Source organism: Marinobacter sp. X15-166B (assembly GCF_001752365.1).
In the GTDB taxonomy this organism is placed as follows: Bacteria; Pseudomonadota; Gammaproteobacteria; order Pseudomonadales; family Oleiphilaceae; genus Marinobacter.
Genome location: NZ_MEIY01000001.1, coordinates 2,566,617 through 2,582,839 on the forward strand (window position 1 = coordinate 2,566,617; position 16,223 = coordinate 2,582,839).

Annotated in this window: 13 protein-coding genes; 10 read left to right on the top strand and 3 right to left on the bottom strand. The window is 58.7% G+C overall.

Annotation, left to right across the window (positions count from 1 at the left end; translation table 11 throughout):
* Positions 1 to 22 precede the first annotated feature (22 nt).
* Complete coding sequence (gene mfd / locus BG841_RS12055; RefSeq protein WP_070057884.1) at positions 23 to 3,541, bottom strand: transcription-repair coupling factor; 3,519 nt, start codon at positions 3,539 to 3,541, stop codon at positions 23 to 25.
* Positions 3,542 to 3,749: 208 nt separating this feature from the next.
* Here mfd and BG841_RS12060 point away from each other — a divergent pair, with 208 nt between their 5' ends.
* The 10 genes from BG841_RS12060 to sthA all read left to right on the top strand — a co-directional run bounded on the left by BG841_RS12060 (position 3,750) and on the right by sthA (position 14,239).
* Positions 3,750 to 5,207: a glyceraldehyde-3-phosphate dehydrogenase gene (locus tag BG841_RS12060; protein ID WP_416202631.1), complete on the top strand. Its 1,458-nt coding sequence runs from the start codon at positions 3,750 to 3,752 to the stop codon at positions 5,205 to 5,207.
* 315 nt (positions 5,208 to 5,522) lie between these two features.
* Entirely contained in the window at positions 5,523 to 6,869 is a 1,347-nt protein-coding gene (locus tag BG841_RS12065) for a Na(+)-translocating NADH-quinone reductase subunit A (RefSeq protein WP_070057886.1), read from the top strand.
* Positions 6,870 to 6,875: 6 nt separating this feature from the next.
* On the top strand, positions 6,876 to 8,084 hold the full coding sequence (locus BG841_RS12070; protein WP_070057887.1) for an NADH:ubiquinone reductase (Na(+)-transporting) subunit B: 1,209 nt from the start codon (positions 6,876 to 6,878) through the stop codon (positions 8,082 to 8,084).
* A complete protein-coding gene (locus BG841_RS12075; protein WP_070057888.1) occupies positions 8,077 to 8,880 on the top strand; it encodes a Na(+)-translocating NADH-quinone reductase subunit C in 804 nt (267 codons plus the stop codon). The genes BG841_RS12070 and BG841_RS12075 overlap by 8 nt, the downstream gene beginning before the upstream one ends.
* 2 nt (positions 8,881 to 8,882) lie before the next feature.
* On the top strand, positions 8,883 to 9,551 hold the full coding sequence (locus BG841_RS12080; RefSeq protein ID WP_070057889.1) for an NADH:ubiquinone reductase (Na(+)-transporting) subunit D: 669 nt from the start codon (positions 8,883 to 8,885) through the stop codon (positions 9,549 to 9,551).
* On the top strand, positions 9,551 to 10,159 hold the full coding sequence (gene nqrE, locus BG841_RS12085) for an NADH:ubiquinone reductase (Na(+)-transporting) subunit E (RefSeq protein WP_070057890.1): 609 nt from the start codon (positions 9,551 to 9,553) through the stop codon (positions 10,157 to 10,159). Before BG841_RS12080 ends, nqrE begins: the two co-directional genes overlap by 1 nt.
* Positions 10,160 to 10,196: 37 nt before the next feature.
* Entirely contained in the window at positions 10,197 to 11,423 is a 1,227-nt protein-coding gene (gene nqrF, locus BG841_RS12090; RefSeq protein ID WP_070057891.1) for an NADH:ubiquinone reductase (Na(+)-transporting) subunit F, read from the top strand.
* A gap of 9 nt (positions 11,424 to 11,432) precedes the next feature.
* Entirely contained in the window at positions 11,433 to 12,482 is a 1,050-nt protein-coding gene (locus tag BG841_RS12095) for an FAD:protein FMN transferase (protein WP_070057892.1), read from the top strand.
* Between the two features lie 23 nt (positions 12,483 to 12,505).
* Positions 12,506 to 12,754, top strand: a complete 249-nt coding sequence (nqrM, locus tag BG841_RS12100) for a (Na+)-NQR maturation NqrM (RefSeq protein ID WP_070057893.1) — start codon at positions 12,506 to 12,508, stop codon at positions 12,752 to 12,754.
* Between the two features lie 93 nt (positions 12,755 to 12,847).
* Positions 12,848 to 14,239, top strand: coding sequence for a Si-specific NAD(P)(+) transhydrogenase (gene sthA, locus BG841_RS12105; protein WP_070057894.1), 1,392 nt, complete (start codon positions 12,848 to 12,850; stop codon positions 14,237 to 14,239).
* Between the two features lie 47 nt (positions 14,240 to 14,286).
* On the opposite strand, the gene BG841_RS12110 is transcribed toward sthA, so the two are convergent.
* The gene (locus BG841_RS12110) at positions 14,287 to 15,090 is read right to left on the bottom strand and encodes a glycerophosphodiester phosphodiesterase (RefSeq protein WP_070057895.1); all 804 of its coding nucleotides are present in this window, start codon (positions 15,088 to 15,090) and stop codon (positions 14,287 to 14,289) included.
* Complete coding sequence (locus BG841_RS12115) at positions 15,087 to 16,223, bottom strand: hypothetical protein (protein ID WP_070057896.1); 1,137 nt, start codon at positions 16,221 to 16,223, stop codon at positions 15,087 to 15,089. The genes BG841_RS12110 and BG841_RS12115 overlap by 4 nt, the downstream gene beginning before the upstream one ends.

Consider the following 16,223-nt stretch of genomic DNA (forward strand, 5'->3'; position numbering starts at 1 on the left):
TAACGCCGGTGGCTGAGCAGCATCAGCCGGCAAGTTGGCCCAGCATGTCAGCAACGCCGTTGAGTTTACCATCGGTCGTTGTGTCCTTCAGCCGGAAGCGGAAACTATTCGCCCCTTCCAGGCGATAGCGGTCCGGCGCGTGTTGCACTTTGTTAACCAGCACCAGCGGGTCAATCGGCGTAGTGGCGCCGAATTCGAACCGCGCCCATTGGTTACCGGCGTCAATTTTAGTGATGCCAAGGGCCTCAGCCTGCAACCGCAACTCGGTTTGTCGCACCAGGTTTTTGACCGGCTCCGGTAACAAACCAAAGCGGTCGATCATCTCCACCTGAAGTTCTTTTAATGCGTCCTGGGTGTTGCAGCTGGCAATGCGCTTGTACAGCATCAACCGGTTGTGCACGTCAGGCAGGTATTCGTCGGGTATCAACGCGGGAATGCGCAGGTTGATATCGGAGCCATGACCCAGCGGCAGCTCGGCGTTTGGTGTCCGGCCTTCGCGAATGGCCTTGACGGCTTCATCCAGAAGTTGCATGTACAGGGTGAAGCCAATGCTCTCGATCTGCCCGCTCTGTTCCTCGCCCAGTAATTCGCCGGCCCCGCGGATTTCCAGGTCGTGGGTGGCCAGCATGAACCCGGATCCCAGGTCCTGGGCTTCGGAGATGGCCTGCAGACGTTTCTGGGCGTCGCGACTGATGGCTTTGGGCGGCGGCGTCAACAGATAGGCGTAGGCCTGGTGGTGCGAGCGGCCCACCCGGCCCCGGAGTTGGTGCAACTGGGCCAGACCGAATTTGTCGGCGCGTTCAATGAGGATGGTGTTCGCCGTGGGGATGTCGATACCGGTCTCGATGATGGTCGTGCACACCAGCACATTGAAGCGTTTGTGATAGAAATCAGACATGATCTGTTCCAGTTCGCGCTCGCGCATCTGGCCGTGGGCGACCGCCACCCGGGCTTCCGGAACCAGCGCATTGAGTTCCTCGGCGGCACGCTGAATGCTGCTGACGTCGTTGTGGAGCAGGTAGACCTGACCGCCACGGAGAATTTCCCGCAGCACCGCTTCTTTGATCAGCGCTGCATCCCGCTGGCGCACAAAGGTTTTCACCGACAAGCGCCGGGCCGGAGGGGTGGCGATAATGGACAGATCCCGCAAGTGGCCCATGGCCAGATTCAGCGTGCGGGGAATGGGGGTGGCGGTTAACGTCAACATATCGACTTCGGCCCGCAGGGCTTTCAGTTTCTCTTTTTGCTGGACCCCGAACCGGTGTTCCTCGTCTATAATCACCAGGCCCAGATTTTTGAAGCGGATATCGCCCTGCAACAGCTTATGGGTGCCGATTACTATGTCGGCCTGGCCACCGGCGATCTTGTCCAGGGTGGCACCTGACTCGCGGGCGCTGCGGAACCGGCTCAGCACCTCCACGGTGACCGCAGTGTCGGAGAACCGGTCGCGGAAGGATTCAAAATGTTGTTGGGCCAGCAGGGTGGTGGGCACCAGCACGGCGACCTGTTTACCCGAATAAGTGGCGATAAACGCGGCCCGCATGGCGACTTCTGTTTTGCCAAAACCGACGTCCCCGCACACCAGGCGATCCATGGGGCGCGTGCCGGTCATGTCGGCAAGCACAGCTTCGATCGCGGCTTGCTGGTCAGGGGTTTCTTCAAAGGGAAATCCGGCCGCAAACGCACGGTAGTGTTCGCCCGGGTCGTCAAAACTGAATCCGGTGCGTGCTTCCCGGCGTGCATAGGTGTCGAGCAGTTCGGCCGCAGTATCGCGGATTTTTTCCAGCGCTTTTTGTTTGGCCTGGTTCCAGCGATCGTTGCCGAGCTTGTGTAAGGGGGCGTGTTCGGCATCCGCGCCCGCATAGCGGGAGATGAGGTGCAGGCTGGAGACGGGCACGTAGAGTTTGGCGTTGTCGGCGTACTCCAGCAGCAGAAACTCCGCCTGGTCGCCGTCAATATCCAGCGTTTCCAACCCCTTGTAGCGCCCCACGCCATGATCGATGTGCACCACCGGAGCGTCCAGTCGCAGTTCCGACAGGTCGCGAAAGCCATCGTCATCCAATTGGGTGGTTGGGCCGCGGCGGCGCCGTTGCAACACCCGTTCGCCAAACAGCGCCGCTTCGGTGATCAGGGCAATGCCGTGTTCCGGCAGGTTCATGCCGTCTTCAAGCGGCGCTACGGTGATCCCCAGGGCACAGTCCGGGTCGGCGAGAAAGGCCTCCCAGCCGGCGGTTTCCACCGCCCGCAGGCCGTGCTCGTGGAGTTGGCTGATCAGCGCTTCACGGCGCCCTGAGGATTCCGCACAAATCAGAATTCGGCCGTTAAAACCGTCGGCAAACTGACTCAGGCGTGCGGCGGGTTCGCTGCTGCGACCCTCAAAGGAGACGTCCGGTAAGGGCGCGCTGTCACAGCTCACCACTTTGTTGGCATTGGCGCCGTCAGGGACGGAGGCAGCCGGGGTCACTCGGGGCAAGGGTTTGAGGTTGCTGAACAGCTCTTCGGTTAACAGAAACAGGCGTTTCGGAGGCAGTATCGGGCGCAACCGGTCGTGACGGCGCTCCTCGTACCGGGCCTGAGCGTCATCCTGAAACTGGGTTACCGCCGCGTGGAGGTTGTGGGAGGTGAATACCCGGGTCTGCGCCGGCAGATAATCAAACAGGGTGGCGGTGTGATCGAAAAACAGCGGCAAATAATACTCAATACCGGGGGTGGCGATGCCCTGGGTCACGTCCGCGTAGACCGGTGCGCTTTTGTCGGCGCCGGGGAACTGCTCGAACCAGCGGTTACGAAACTCCGAGCGGGCCGCTTTGTCCCAGGGGAATTCGTTGGCGGGCAACAGCTCGATACGCTCGATGCGGTCGAGGGAGCGCTGGGTTTCCGGGTCGAAGGTGCGCAGCGTCTCTATCTCGTTGTCAAACAGATCGATCCGGTAGGGCAATGGCGAGCCCATGGGGAAAATGTCCAGTATGGCCCCCCGGGTGGCGTATTCGCCGTGCTCGTAGACATTGTCCACGTGGCGGTAGCCGGCGGATTCGAGTTGCTGTCGCCATTGTTCAATCAGCAGGGTTTGGCCGACTTCCAGGAGCAGGGTGTTGCCCTGCAGGTAGCTGACCGGTGGCAGGCGGTGCATCAGGGTGCGGGCCGGGACCACCAGGATGCCGCGCCGGGTGGTCGGCAGACGGTGCAGGGTGCGCAGGCGCCGCGAGGTAATGTCCTGATGGGGTGAAAACAGATCGTAAGGGAGGGTTTCCCAGTCTGGCAGCGACAACAGTTCCAGTCCGTCCGCAGACACGGCGACCTGGTGGTCGTCGTAAGGCAGGCCGAGGAAAAAGCAGATGCCCTGTTCGATGCGGATGGCTTGTTCGGTGTCTTCGGTGATGACCAGCGTCAATCCGTCATGCTGGCGTGCGCTCTCGCAAATGGCCAGGGCACTGCTGGTGCCAGACAGCCCGCTCCAGATACGGTGATCGGCCGCTTTGCCGGGGAAGGGCGGCGCCAGCAGCGAGGGTTGTGCGGGGGTTGAGGATGAGCCTGGGAACATGGGAAACTGGTACTCCTAGCGTTGGGCTGTGCTGCGGTGTTCCGGGAAAGGAGGGCTATTCTACCGGTCCCGTACGGTGCTGTCATGAACCATACGCGCGGGGGCGGCCAGGGCGGGCGCATTTGCGATCCGATGTATTAAGATGGATAATGTGCGCCCCCAAATTTCGAGTGCAAACTGCAGAGGTTGAAGCGTGAGTCACGAACAGATTAATGAGCACCTGTCGGACTGGACGGAACGGGAGTCTATTGCCGAGGCGATGATCCCGTTGATTGGTCGTCTTTATCGTAAAAATAACGTGGTGACGTCCGTCTACGGTCGCCCCATTATCAACCAGTCAGTGATCGATATTCTGCGCGCGCACCGTTATGTGCGTCAGGTTGAAGACAGCGAGTTATCTGTGCACGACACGCTGCCGTTTCTGGAAGCCATGGACAAACTCGAGCTGGGTTGTGGTCACGTCGATATCGGCAAGCTCGCAGTTAAGCGCGAGCTGGCAGGTAAGGCAGAGCCCATTGAGGACTTCCTCAAGCGTGAAATCGGGCCGATCGTCGGTCAGTACGGCGCGGAGTCGGAAGAAAATGCCGCCAACGGTACCAAAGATGTGGTGCTCTATGGCTTCGGTCGTATCGGCCGTTTGCTGGCGCGTATCTTGATTGAAAAAGCCGGCGGCGGGAACAATCTGCGTTTGCGCGCGATTGTGGTGCGTAAGGGCGGTGCCGACAACGATCTCGAAAAGCGCGCCAGTTTGCTGCGACGGGATTCTGTCCATGGTCCCTTCAATGGCACCATCAAGGTGGACGAAGAGCGCTCGGCCATCATTGCCAACGGCAATTACATTCAGGTGATCTACTCGGATGGTCCGGACCAGGTGGACTATACCCAGTACGACATTGACAACGCCATCGTGGTGGATAACACCGGTATCTGGCGCGACGAGCAGGGTCTGGGGCTGCACCTGAAGTCCAAAGGGGTGAGCCGGGTGCTGCTGACTGCGCCGGGCAAGGGTGAGATCAAGAACGTGGTGTTCGGGGTCAACAACGACTGGATCACCGACGAGGACAGAATTCTGTCCGCGGCGTCCTGCACCACCAACGCTATCACGCCGGTTCTGAAGGCCATTAACGACGAGTACGGCATTGAAGACGGGCATGTGGAGACTGTGCACTCCTACACCAACGACCAGAATCTGATCGACAACTATCACAAGGGCAGCCGCCGGGGTCGCAGTGCGCCGCTCAATATGGTGATTACCGAGACCGGTGCGGCGAAGGCGGTCTCAAAAGCGCTGCCGGAGCTGGCAGGCAAGCTGACCGGTAACGCGATTCGCGTGCCCACACCGAACGTGTCCATGGCCATCCTTAATCTGAACCTCGACAAAGAAGTAACGGTGGAAGGGGTCAACGAGTACCTGCGCGAGATGGCGCTGCACTCCGAACTGCAAAAGCAGATCGACTTCGTCAATTCGCCGGAGGTGGTGTCCACGGACTTTGTCGGGTCCCGTCACGCCGGTGTGGTCGATGCTCAGGCCACCATTGCCGGCGGCAAGCGTCTGATCCTGTATGTCTGGTACGATAACGAATTTGGCTACAGCGCCCAGGTCATTCGCATGGTGAATCAGATGGCTGCGGTGTCCCACCCGGTGTTCCCGGAACGGGTACGCTGATAGGGGGCATGGTTGACCGGTAGCGGTTAACAGCGTCATCATTCTGAAGAAACCCCGGCAGTGGAAACTGTCGGGGTTTTTTCGTGTCTGACCAGATTACGTATAGCTACAAAGTTTGGCTGGATCCGGTGGCAATGATGGCTTCGAGTCTCTATAATTGGCGCGATTTTAGGTACGTTTGACACTTCGCGTCCAAAAGATACGTGCTGATGACGGTGAAACTCTGCGTTGGAGTGCAATTCTGTTGTTGGTTTTGGCTGTACAGTGGCAGGCGTGGCAAATCCATCGAAAGAACCTGATGAATGGGCGAGGCTAATGATCACGATCAAAAAAGGCCTGGATCTTCCCATCAGTGGCGCTCCCGAACAGACCATCACCGACGGCAATACCGTTCGCCATGTGGCACTGATCGGCTTTGACTACAACGGCATGAAGCCGACCATGGTTGTCAAAGAGGGAGACCGCGTTAAGCGGGGTACGCTGCTGTTTACGGATAAGAAGACCGAGGGCGTACGTTATACATCACCTGCCGCCGGCGTGGTGAAAGAGGTAAACCGGGGTGAACGCCGTGTGTTTCAGTCGATTGTTATCGAGATAGATGGCGATGAGGCGGAAACATTTGCCCGGTACAGTGAGTCCGAGTTTGCCAGTCTGGAGCGTCAGCAAGTTGTTGATAATCTGGTCGAATCCGGACTGTGGACAACCTTGCGCACACGTCCTTACAGCAAGGTCCCGGAAATAGACACTACCCCCCATTCCATTTTCGTGTCCGTTATGGACACGAATCCTCTGGCCGCCGATCCCGCCGTCATCATCCGTGAAAACAGCGCCGCCTTCAGCAGGGGATTGACCCTTCTCGCCAAACTGACCAACGGCAAGGTGTTTGTAACCGGCAAACCCGGTACGGACATTCCCGTACCCAAGTCCGACGACATCGAAGTGCACCAGTTTGATGGCGTGCACCCCGCCGGTAATGTGGGGACCCACATTCACTATCTGGATCCGGTGGTCGGCGCCAAGGTGGTGTGGACGATCGGTTATCAGGACGTCATCGATATTGCCAAACTGTTTGAAACCGGTGAACTGCCGGTCGAGCGGATCGTCGCCATTGGTGGTCCCAAGGCGCTCAAGCCACGCCTGGTGCGCACCCGTGTTGGCGCCAGCCTGACCGAATTGTGCGACGGCGAAATCGCCACCGATTGCGATGTCCGGCTGATTTCCGGGTCGGTATTTGGTGGGCGCCGCGGTTCCGGCACCTGCGCCTATCTGGGCCGTTTTGCCAACCAGGTCAGCGTCCTGGAAGAGAATCGTAAACGCAATCTGCTCGGGTACCTGACACCGGGCGTCAACCGCTTCTCGGTGATGAATATCTATCTGTCGAAGTTGAAGCGCAACAAATTGTTCGATTTCACCACCACCACCAACGGCAGTGAGCGGGCCATGGTTCCGATCGGCGCGTACGAAGAGGTGATGCCGCTGGATATCCTGCCCACGCAGCTCTTGCGTGCGCTGATTGTGGGAGACACCGAGTCGGCACAACAGCTGGGTGCACTGGAGTTGGACGAAGAAGATCTGGCACTGTGCACGTTTGTGTGCCCGGGTAAATACGAGTATGGTCCGATTCTCCGTGAGAATCTGACCCGAATCGAGATCGAGGGCTAAACTACGATGGGAATTCGGCAATTTCTCGATGGCATCGAGCACCACTTTGAGAAAGGTGGTAAGTACGAGCGCTGGTACGCGCTCTATGAAGCGGCGGACACCATGTTCTTCACGCCGCCTTATGTCACTTCCACAACCTCCCATGTGCGCGACGGTATTGACCTCAAGCGCATCATGATCACCGTGTGGTTGTGTGCGTTTCCCGCCATGTTCTTCGGAATGTGGAACATCGGTTACCACGCCAACAGCTTTCTGGCGGCCAACCCGGATGCGCTGGTGGCGGACGGCGGGCTGCGAACGGCCTTTATTCAAGCTCTGGCGGTGACCGGCGCCGGGGCCGGTGTGTGGGACAATTTCGTCTACGGATTGGCGTACTTTGTACCCATCTATTTCGTAACCTTTGCTGTGGGCGGGTTCTGGGAAGTCCTGTTTGCAACGGTGCGCCGTCACGAAGTGAACGAAGGCTTCTTCGTCACCTCCATTCTGTTCGCCCTGATCTGCCCCCCGTCCATCCCGCTGTGGCAGGTGGCTCTGGGAATCAGCTTTGGTGTGGTGATCGGCAAGGAAGTGTTTGGTGGCACAGGCAAGAACTTCCTGAACCCGGCTCTGACTGGTCGTGCCTTTCTGTACTTTGCCTATCCGGCGCAAATTTCCGGTGACGCAGTGTGGACTGCGGTGGATGGCTTCAGCGGCGCGACCGCGCTGAGCTGGGCCGCCAGTGGCGGTGTGGAAGCGCTGGAACAGCACATCGGCTGGATGAGCGCGTTTCTGGGTACCATCCAGGGGTCCGTCGGTGAAACCTCCACCCTGGCGGTGCTCATCGGTGGTCTGGTGCTGCTGGTCATGAAAATTGCCTCCTACCGCATCGTCGGTGGGGTGATGATCGGCATGATCGCCATGACCCTGCTGCTGAACGTCATCGGCTCCGACACCAACCCCATGTTCGCCGTGCCGGCTCACTGGCATCTGGTGATGGGCGGGTTTGCGTTCGGCATGATGTTCATGGCGACCGACCCGGTGTCCGCCTCCATGACCAATACCGGCCGCTGGTGCTTCGGTATTCTGGTGGGTGTGATGACGGTGTTGATCCGGGTCATCAACCCTGCGTTCCCGGAGGGCATCATGCTGGCCATATTGTTTGCCAACCTTTTTGCGCCGCTGATCGACCACTATGTGGTTCAGGCTAATATCAAACGGAGGCTTGCCCGTGTCTAAACCCAAGGAAACCGTCTCCAGGACCCTTATGGTCGCACTGGCTCTGTGTATCGCGTGCTCGGTGGTCGTGTCGACCGCCGCCGTGATGCTGAGGCCGGCACAGGTGGTCAACCAGACGCTGGATATCAAATCCAACATACTGGCGGCAGCCGGCATGCTGGAACCCGGTGCAAGTGCCAACCAAATCGAGGAAACGTTCCAGCAATTCGACGTGCGCCTGGTCGATCTGGACACCGGCGAATACGTCGATCCGGCCAGTGTCGGGGTGGAAGACCCGATGAAATACGATATGTACAAGGCCGCGTCGGACCCCGCCATGTCGACCCGGATTCCACCCACCGAGGACCCCGCCGGAATCAAGCGGCGTCCAAACGTGGCCCGGGTGTTCATTCTGAACTCGGGCGACCAGCTTGAACGGGTGGTCTTGCCGATCAGCGGTTATGGCCTCTGGTCCACCCTGTACGGCTTTGTGTCCCTCGAAGGCGACGTCAACACCATCGAAGGGCTGGGCTTTTACGATCATGGTGAAACCCCGGGACTGGGCGGAGAGGTGGACAATCCGCGCTGGAAACAACAGTGGGTAGGCAAAGAAGTCTACGGTGACGATCTGACCGAACCCGGCATACGCCTGGTCAAGGGCGGTGTTGATGCCAATGCAGCGGATAAGGAGCATAAGGTCGATGCACTGTCCGGAGCGACCATCACCAGTCGGGGCGTTGAGCAGCTGGTGAATTACTGGCTGGGTGACCGCGGCTTCGCCACGTATCTGAAAAAACTGCGTCAAGGGGAGGTCTGATCATGTCAGAAGCGGCTTCAGCCAAACAGGTTCTTTTCGAACCGATATTCAAGAACAACCCGATCGCACTGCAGATACTGGGCATATGCTCGGCCCTGGCGGTCACCACCAGCATGAGCGTGACGCTGGTTATGTGCCTCTCGGTCATTGCGGTTACCGCCTGTTCTAACCTGGCGGTCTCGCTGGTGCGTGCCCAGATCCCCAACAGTATCCGGATCATCGTACAGATGACCATTATTGCGTCGCTGGTTATTGTGGTCGACCAGCTGCTCAAAGCCTTTGCCTACGAAATCAGCAAACAGCTGTCGGTCTTCGTCGGGCTGATCATCACCAACTGTATCGTGATGGGGCGCGCCGAAGGATTTGCCATGCAGAACGGCCCCTGGCTGAGTTTTCTGGATGGCATCGGCAACGGCCTGGGCTATTCGGTCATGCTGATTCTGGTGGCCTTCTTCCGCGAGCTGCTGGGTGCGGGTTCCCTGTTCGGGTATGCCCTGATGCCGGTGGTGAATGAGGGCGGCTGGTATGTCCCCAATGGCCTGCTGCTGTTGCCACCCAGTGCGTTTTTCATCATTGGTCTGGCGATCTGGGCACTGCGCGCGTGGAAACCTGAGCAGGTTGAGGCGCCGGAGTACAAAATGTCCCGTCATACCACCAAGGAGGCGTTCTGATGGAACACTATATCAGCCTGCTCCTGAAGGCCGTGTTCGTTGAAAACATGGCGCTGGCCTTCTTTCTGGGCATGTGTACGTTTTTGGCGATTTCGAAAAAAATTGAAGCCGCCGTCGGGTTGGGCATTGCCGTTATCGTCGTGCTGATGGTAACCGTGCCGGTTAACAACCTGATTTACAACAATGTTTTGCGGGAAGGCGCCTTGTCATGGGCGGGCCTGCCCAACATTGATTTGAGCTTCCTGGGGCTGCTGACCTACATCGGTGTGATCGCAGCGCTGGTGCAGATCATGGAAATGGTGCTGGATAAATACATCCCCGCACTCTATTCCGCCCTGGGTGTGTTTTTGCCACTGATAACAGTGAACTGTGCCATCCTCGGGGCTTCACTGTTCATGGTCGAGCGTGATTACACGTTTGGCGAGAGTGTGGTGTACGGCTTCGGAGCCGGACTGGGCTGGGCGCTGGCGATCGTAGCATTGGCCGGAATCCGTGAAAAACTGAAGTACAGCGATGTTCCCGACGGCCTTCAGGGGCTGGGTATCACCTTCATTACGGTTGGTTTGATGTCCTTGGGCTTTATGTCGTTCTCAGGCATTTCACTCTAACCAACCCGGTGTATCGGACTAACGAAAAGGCGAGATCATGAATACTGAAATTATTCTCGGCGTGGTCATGTTCACCGTTATCGTGCTGTCGCTGGTAGCAGTTATCCTGGCGGCACGCTCGAAACTGGTCAGTACCGGAAACGTGACTATTGAAATCAATGATGACCCCGAGCACACAGTGGTCGCCGAAGCCGGTGGCAAACTGCTGGGTACTCTGGCGAATAGCGGTATCTTTCTGTCCTCCGCCTGTGGCGGCGGGGGCACCTGTGCCCAGTGCAAGTGCAAGGTGCTGGACGGTGGCGGCGCCATGCTGGCCACCGAGCGCACTCACTTTACCAACCGTGAAGAGAAAGAAGGCTGGCGGCTGGCCTGTCAGGTCCCGGTAAAACAGGACATGCAGGTGGAAGTGCCGGAAGAGTTCTTCGGGGTGAAGAAGTGGGAGTGCGAGGTCCTGTCCAACCACAACGTGGCGACCTTCATCAAGGAACTGGTGCTGAAGCTGCCCGAAGGGGAAGAAGTAGATTTCCGCGCGGGTGGTTATGTGCAGCTGGAGTGTGGCCCCTTCGAAATCGATTTCAAGGAATTCGATATTGAAGAAGAGTTCCACGAAGACTGGGACAAGCACGACATCTGGCGCTATAAGGCCATCAACAAAGAAGAAACCGTGCGCGCCTACTCCATGGCGAACTACCCGGAAGAGAAAGGTACCCTCAAGTTCAACATCCGGATCGCCACGCCGCCGCCGGGCACGGACTACCCGCCTGGGATCATGTCCAGTTACGTGTTTAACCTGAAACCGGGTGACAAGGTAACGGTTATGGGGCCGTTTGGTGAGTTCTTTGCCAAGGATACCGACGCCGAAATGGTGTTTGTGGGCGGCGGTGCCGGTATGGCGCCGATGCGGTCCCATATTTTCGACCAGATGAAGCGGCTGAAGACCAACCGCAAGGTCAGCTTCTGGTACGGTGCCCGCAGTGTCCGTGAAATGTTCTACGTCGAAGATTTCGACATGCTGGCCCGGGAAAACGACAACTTTGAGTGGCACGTTGCTCTGTCGGACGCCCTGCCGAGTGATAACTGGGAAGGGCCGACCGGATTCATCCACAACGTGTTGTACGAAAACTACCTGAAAGATCATCCGGCTCCGGAAGATTGTGAGTTCTACATGTGCGGACCGCCCATGATGAACGCCTCGGTCATCAAGATGCTGAAAGATCTTGGCGTGGAAGATGAAAATATCATGCTGGATGACTTTGGAGGGTAATCGGTCCAGATGACATCCTGCATGTTACGGCCCGCCCGGGCAGTGATCACCAGCGCCGTGATGGCGCTGGTGATTGCAGCCCTGGCGGGTTGTTCGTTTGAGCCAGAACAACAAATCTGGGAGATCTCCGGGCCGGTTTTTGGCACCAGCTACCATGTTAAAGTGGTGCTGCCGGAGGACACCGATCAGCTGGCAGCACTGGCTGAAGGAATTGACGCGGCACTGGCACGGGTCGACGCGTCCATGTCGACCTGGCGTCCGGATTCCGAACTGTCCCGTTTCAACAATGCCGCCGACCAAAGCCAGTGGTTCGCCATATCAACGCCCCTGTACGAGGTGCTGAGCGCATCCTTGCAGTTGTCGGAGTTCAGTGGCGGCAGCTTTGATATCACCGTCGGTCCGGTGGTCAACCTGTGGGGCTTCGGGCCCGAGGCGACACCCGAGACGGTGCCCGAGCCGGCGCTGCTGGCCGAACGTATGGCGCAAACCGGCTACCGCCATATTGAGTTGCGGGCCGATCCGCCCGCGGTTCGTACCAGCGTGCCGCAGTATCTGGACCTGTCGGCCATCGCCAAGGGGTATGGAACCGATGCGGTGGCGCGCTATCTAACCGACGCGGGTATCGAATCCTTTCTGGTGGAAGTGGGGGGCGAAATCAGCGCTCGCGGGCGCAAGCCCGGTGGTGACGCCTGGCGACTGGCGATTGAGGAGCCGGTAAGCGATGCACGCCGGATCAACCGCATCGTGGCCCTGGATGGTCAGGCCATGGCCACCTCGGGTGACTATCGGAACTATTACGAATCGGAAGGCAAGCGTTATTCCCATACAATAGATCCATCGACTGGAAAACCCGTCAGTCACACGCTCGCCTCGGTGACCGTTATTGCGGAGAGCGCCATGCTGGCCGATGGGTACGCCACCGCCTTTACGGTGCTCGGCTACGAACAATCTCGGGCCCTGGCGACCAGGGAAAACATGGCGGTTTATTTTATTGTGCGCGAAGAGGACGGGTTTGCTGCTTACCACACACCGGCGTTTTCCTCTTTTTTGACCGAATAGTAAAGCGAACGGGAGACAGACAAATGGGTGTCTTTTTATTGGTGTTTGTGATTGTCGGCGTGTTGCTGGCCGCCATGTCCATTGGCGTTATCTTCGGTGGCAAGCCGATCGCCGGAACCTGCGGTGGCATCGGCGCGCTGGGGCTGGACGGAGCCTGCGACATTTGTGGCGGTGATACCCGCAAGTGTGAAGAAGAAAATCAGCGCCTTGCCGGCGAGGGCAAGACTGCAGAACTGCTGGCTTATGATGCAACCGCGGCAGATCGTCGCTAGGCCGATCCGTTAATCCGGCAGGAATGGTGGCATTCCTGCCCGGCAAGTCACTGTGTAGTCGTCCAATGACGCAGATAGGGAGTTACTGCAGGCATGGCAGAACATCATTACGACGTGGTCGTGATAGGGGCTGGCCCCTCCGGCGAGGGCGCAGCCATGAATGCGACCAAAAGTGGCAAGCGTGTGGCCATTATTGAGGACAAGCCGACCGTTGGCGGCAACTGCACCCATTGGGGCACCATTCCGTCCAAGGCACTGCGCCACTCCGTCAAACAGATCATTACCTTCAACACCAATCAGATGTTCCGGGACATCGGCGAACCACGGTGGTTCTCGTTTCCCCAGGTGCTGCAAAGTGCGCAGAAGGTCATCGGCAAGCAGGTCAAGCTGCGTACCCAGTTTTACGCCCGTAACCGGGTGGATCTGATCCGTGGCCGCGCCCATTTTCTGGACGCCAACCGGATCGAAGTCCGCGGCGGAAAAACCGACGATATCCTGCACGCCAAGACCATTGTGGTGGCGACCGGTTCCCGGCCGTACCAACCCGCCGACGTCAACTTTCGCCATCGGCGGATCTATAACAGCGACACCATCCTCAACTTGTCCCACACTCCGCGGACTCTGATCATCTACGGCGCGGGGGTCATCGGGTCCGAATACGCGTCGATCTTTTCGGGCCTGGGGGTCAAAGTGGATTTGATCAACCCCGGCAGCCGTCTGCTGTCGTTTCTGGATGACGAGATTTCCGATGCCCTCAGTTACCATCTCAGGAACAATGGGGTGCTGGTGCGCCACAATGAGGAATACGAATCGGTAGTGGGCGACGACCATGGGGTGGTGCTGTCGTTGCGTTCGGGTAAAAAGATTCGTGCCGACGCCTTTTTGTGGTGTAACGGCCGGACCGGCAATACGGACAGTCTTGGCCTGGAAAACGTGGGGCTGGAGCCCAACAGCCGGGGGCAGTTGCCCGTGGACGAGCATTACCGCACCGAAGTGCCCAATATCTACGCGGTGGGTGACGTCATCGGCTGGCCCAGCCTGGCCAGTGCGGCCTACGATCAGGGGCGTTCTGCGGCCTCGGATATTGTCAGTGATGACTATTTCCGGTTTGTGTCGGATGTGCCAACCGGTATTTATACCATTCCTGAGATCAGTTCGGTCGGTCGCACCGAACGGGAACTGACCGAAGCCAAGGTGCCTTATGAAGTCGGGCAGGCGTTTTTCAAGGATCTGGCGCGCGCCCAGATTACCAACGAAGCGGTGGGCATGCTGAAGATTTTGTTCCACCGGGAAACCCGCGAAATTCTGGGGATCCATTGCTTTGGTGACCAGGCGGCTGAAATCGTGCACATCGGCCAGGCCATCATGAATCAGCCGGGTGAGGCGAACTCCCTCAATTACTTTATCAACACCACGTTCAATTACCCCACCATGGCGGAAGCCTATCGGGTGGCGGCTCTTAACGGTCTGAACCGTATTTTCTGAGACCCGGTGTGCCGCCCGCACACTGCGGGCGGTCGCCGCGCACGGTATTATTCCTGCCGGGTGGCGGCGGCAATTTCCGCCGCACTCAATCCGGGGTCGTCCGCAGGACGTGGCAATTGGGGTGCCCGGGCGCGGTTGTCGAAATACATCTTTGTGCTGGTAGGGAAGTCGGTAATGATGCTGTCGACGCCCTGACGTTCCAGCTCCAGCATGTCGTGGATGCGGTTGACGGTCCACACCGACACATGCATCCCGCGCCGGTGGGCCTCTTCCACCAGGGCGGCGGAGCAGATTTTCCAGTTCAGGCACAGGTAGTCGCACTGCAGCCGGATGGCGGCCGTGGTGGCTTTTGGAAAGCGCCGCTCGACCACCAGACCCCGGCGGATTCGGCGATCCCGGCGCTGGATCTCCTGCAAAAACCAGGCATCGCTTGAGGTCACCACCACGCGGTCGTACAGGTTTTCCCGCTGGATCAGTTCGGTCACGCGGTTGCCCAGTACGTTGAGGCGGGCCCGGCTGTCGGTTTTCACCTCCAGTTGCAGGCTTTCGCAGTCCGGGCAGGCCGCCAGCACATCCGTGAGGCTTGGTATGGTGGTCACCCGGGGCCAGGTGGTGGTGTTGCGCCGGGCGTCCATGCCGCGGAGTTCTGCGGCGGTGTAGTCGGCGGCTTTGCCGGCCTGACCGGTGGTGCGTTCCAGAGTCAGATCGTGCAGCACCATCGGCACGCCGTCCTTCGACAGCACCAGGTCCAGTTCGAAATGGCGAATGCCGTGGCGATAGGCATGCTCGAAACCGGCCAGAGTGTTCTCCGGGGCTTCACCCTTGGCGCCACGGTGTCCGTATATAATCATTTAGCGTGCGGTTCCTGACGGGGGTGTTGGCGGTTGTAGATTTGCTGGCGTTTCTTCCAGGTGTCGTGGCATAACTGGATGTCCTCCAGATAGGCGGGCAACTCCTCCATCAGCAGCGCCTGGGGGCCATCCACCAGCGCCTTTTCGGGTTGGGGGTGAAAGTCGACCAGCACCATGTTGGCGCCGGCAATCACCCCTTGCGCGGTGGTGTGCATGACATCCAGAATGCCATCCGGGGCCCCGGCGCGGGTGCCGACCGAGTGGGAAGGGTCGACACATACCGGCATGCGGGTCAGACGTTTGACCACGGGCACGTGGGCGAAGTCCACCATGTTGCGGTGCGGCTGGCCGGCTTCGGTCTTCATGCCCCGCAGGCAGAAAATGACGTTGGCGTTGCCTTCACTCGCCAGGTATTCGGCGGCGTTCAGGGACTCGTTCAGGGTAATGCCAAAGCCACGCTTGAGCAGTACCGGGTAAGTGCGCTGACGGCCAATGGCTTTGAGCAGTTCAAAGTTCTGGGTGTTGCGGGTGCCCACTTGCAACATGACCCCGGTAGGCCGTCCGAGTTTTTCCAGGCATTCGTCGATTTCTTCGATGTGACATTCATGGGTGATTTCCATGGCGATCACCTTGAGCCCGTACTTGCCCGCTTTTTCGAACACCCACGGCAGGCAGCCTTTGCCGTGCCCCTGAAACGAATAGGGGTTGGTGCGGGGCTTGTACGCGCCCATGCGGGTGCATTGCTGGCCGTGGGCCTGCAACGCCTTCATCATGGTTTCCACATGCTCGGGCACATCGACGGCGCACAGGCCGGCAAACACGTTGAGGTTGTGCTGATCAAAGGTGACACCGTTGTAGGTGAATCCGTTCTGGCGCATGGTGTCGTGGTGACGGCCAAGAATCCGATAGTCTTCGGAAATGCGCACCACACGCTCCACCGCTGGCAGCGCCGCAATTTCATTCTCATCGACCGGTTTGGTGTCCCCCAGCAGATAGATTTCGGTCAACCTCTGACTGACGCCCTGAACCTCGTGAATGCGGATGGATACCCCGGGCAGGTTTTCGAGAAAATCCAGGGTGTGGCGGTAGGCTTCACTCTCTAGCGAGGTGTTGGGGTGAAGAATGGCTAGCAT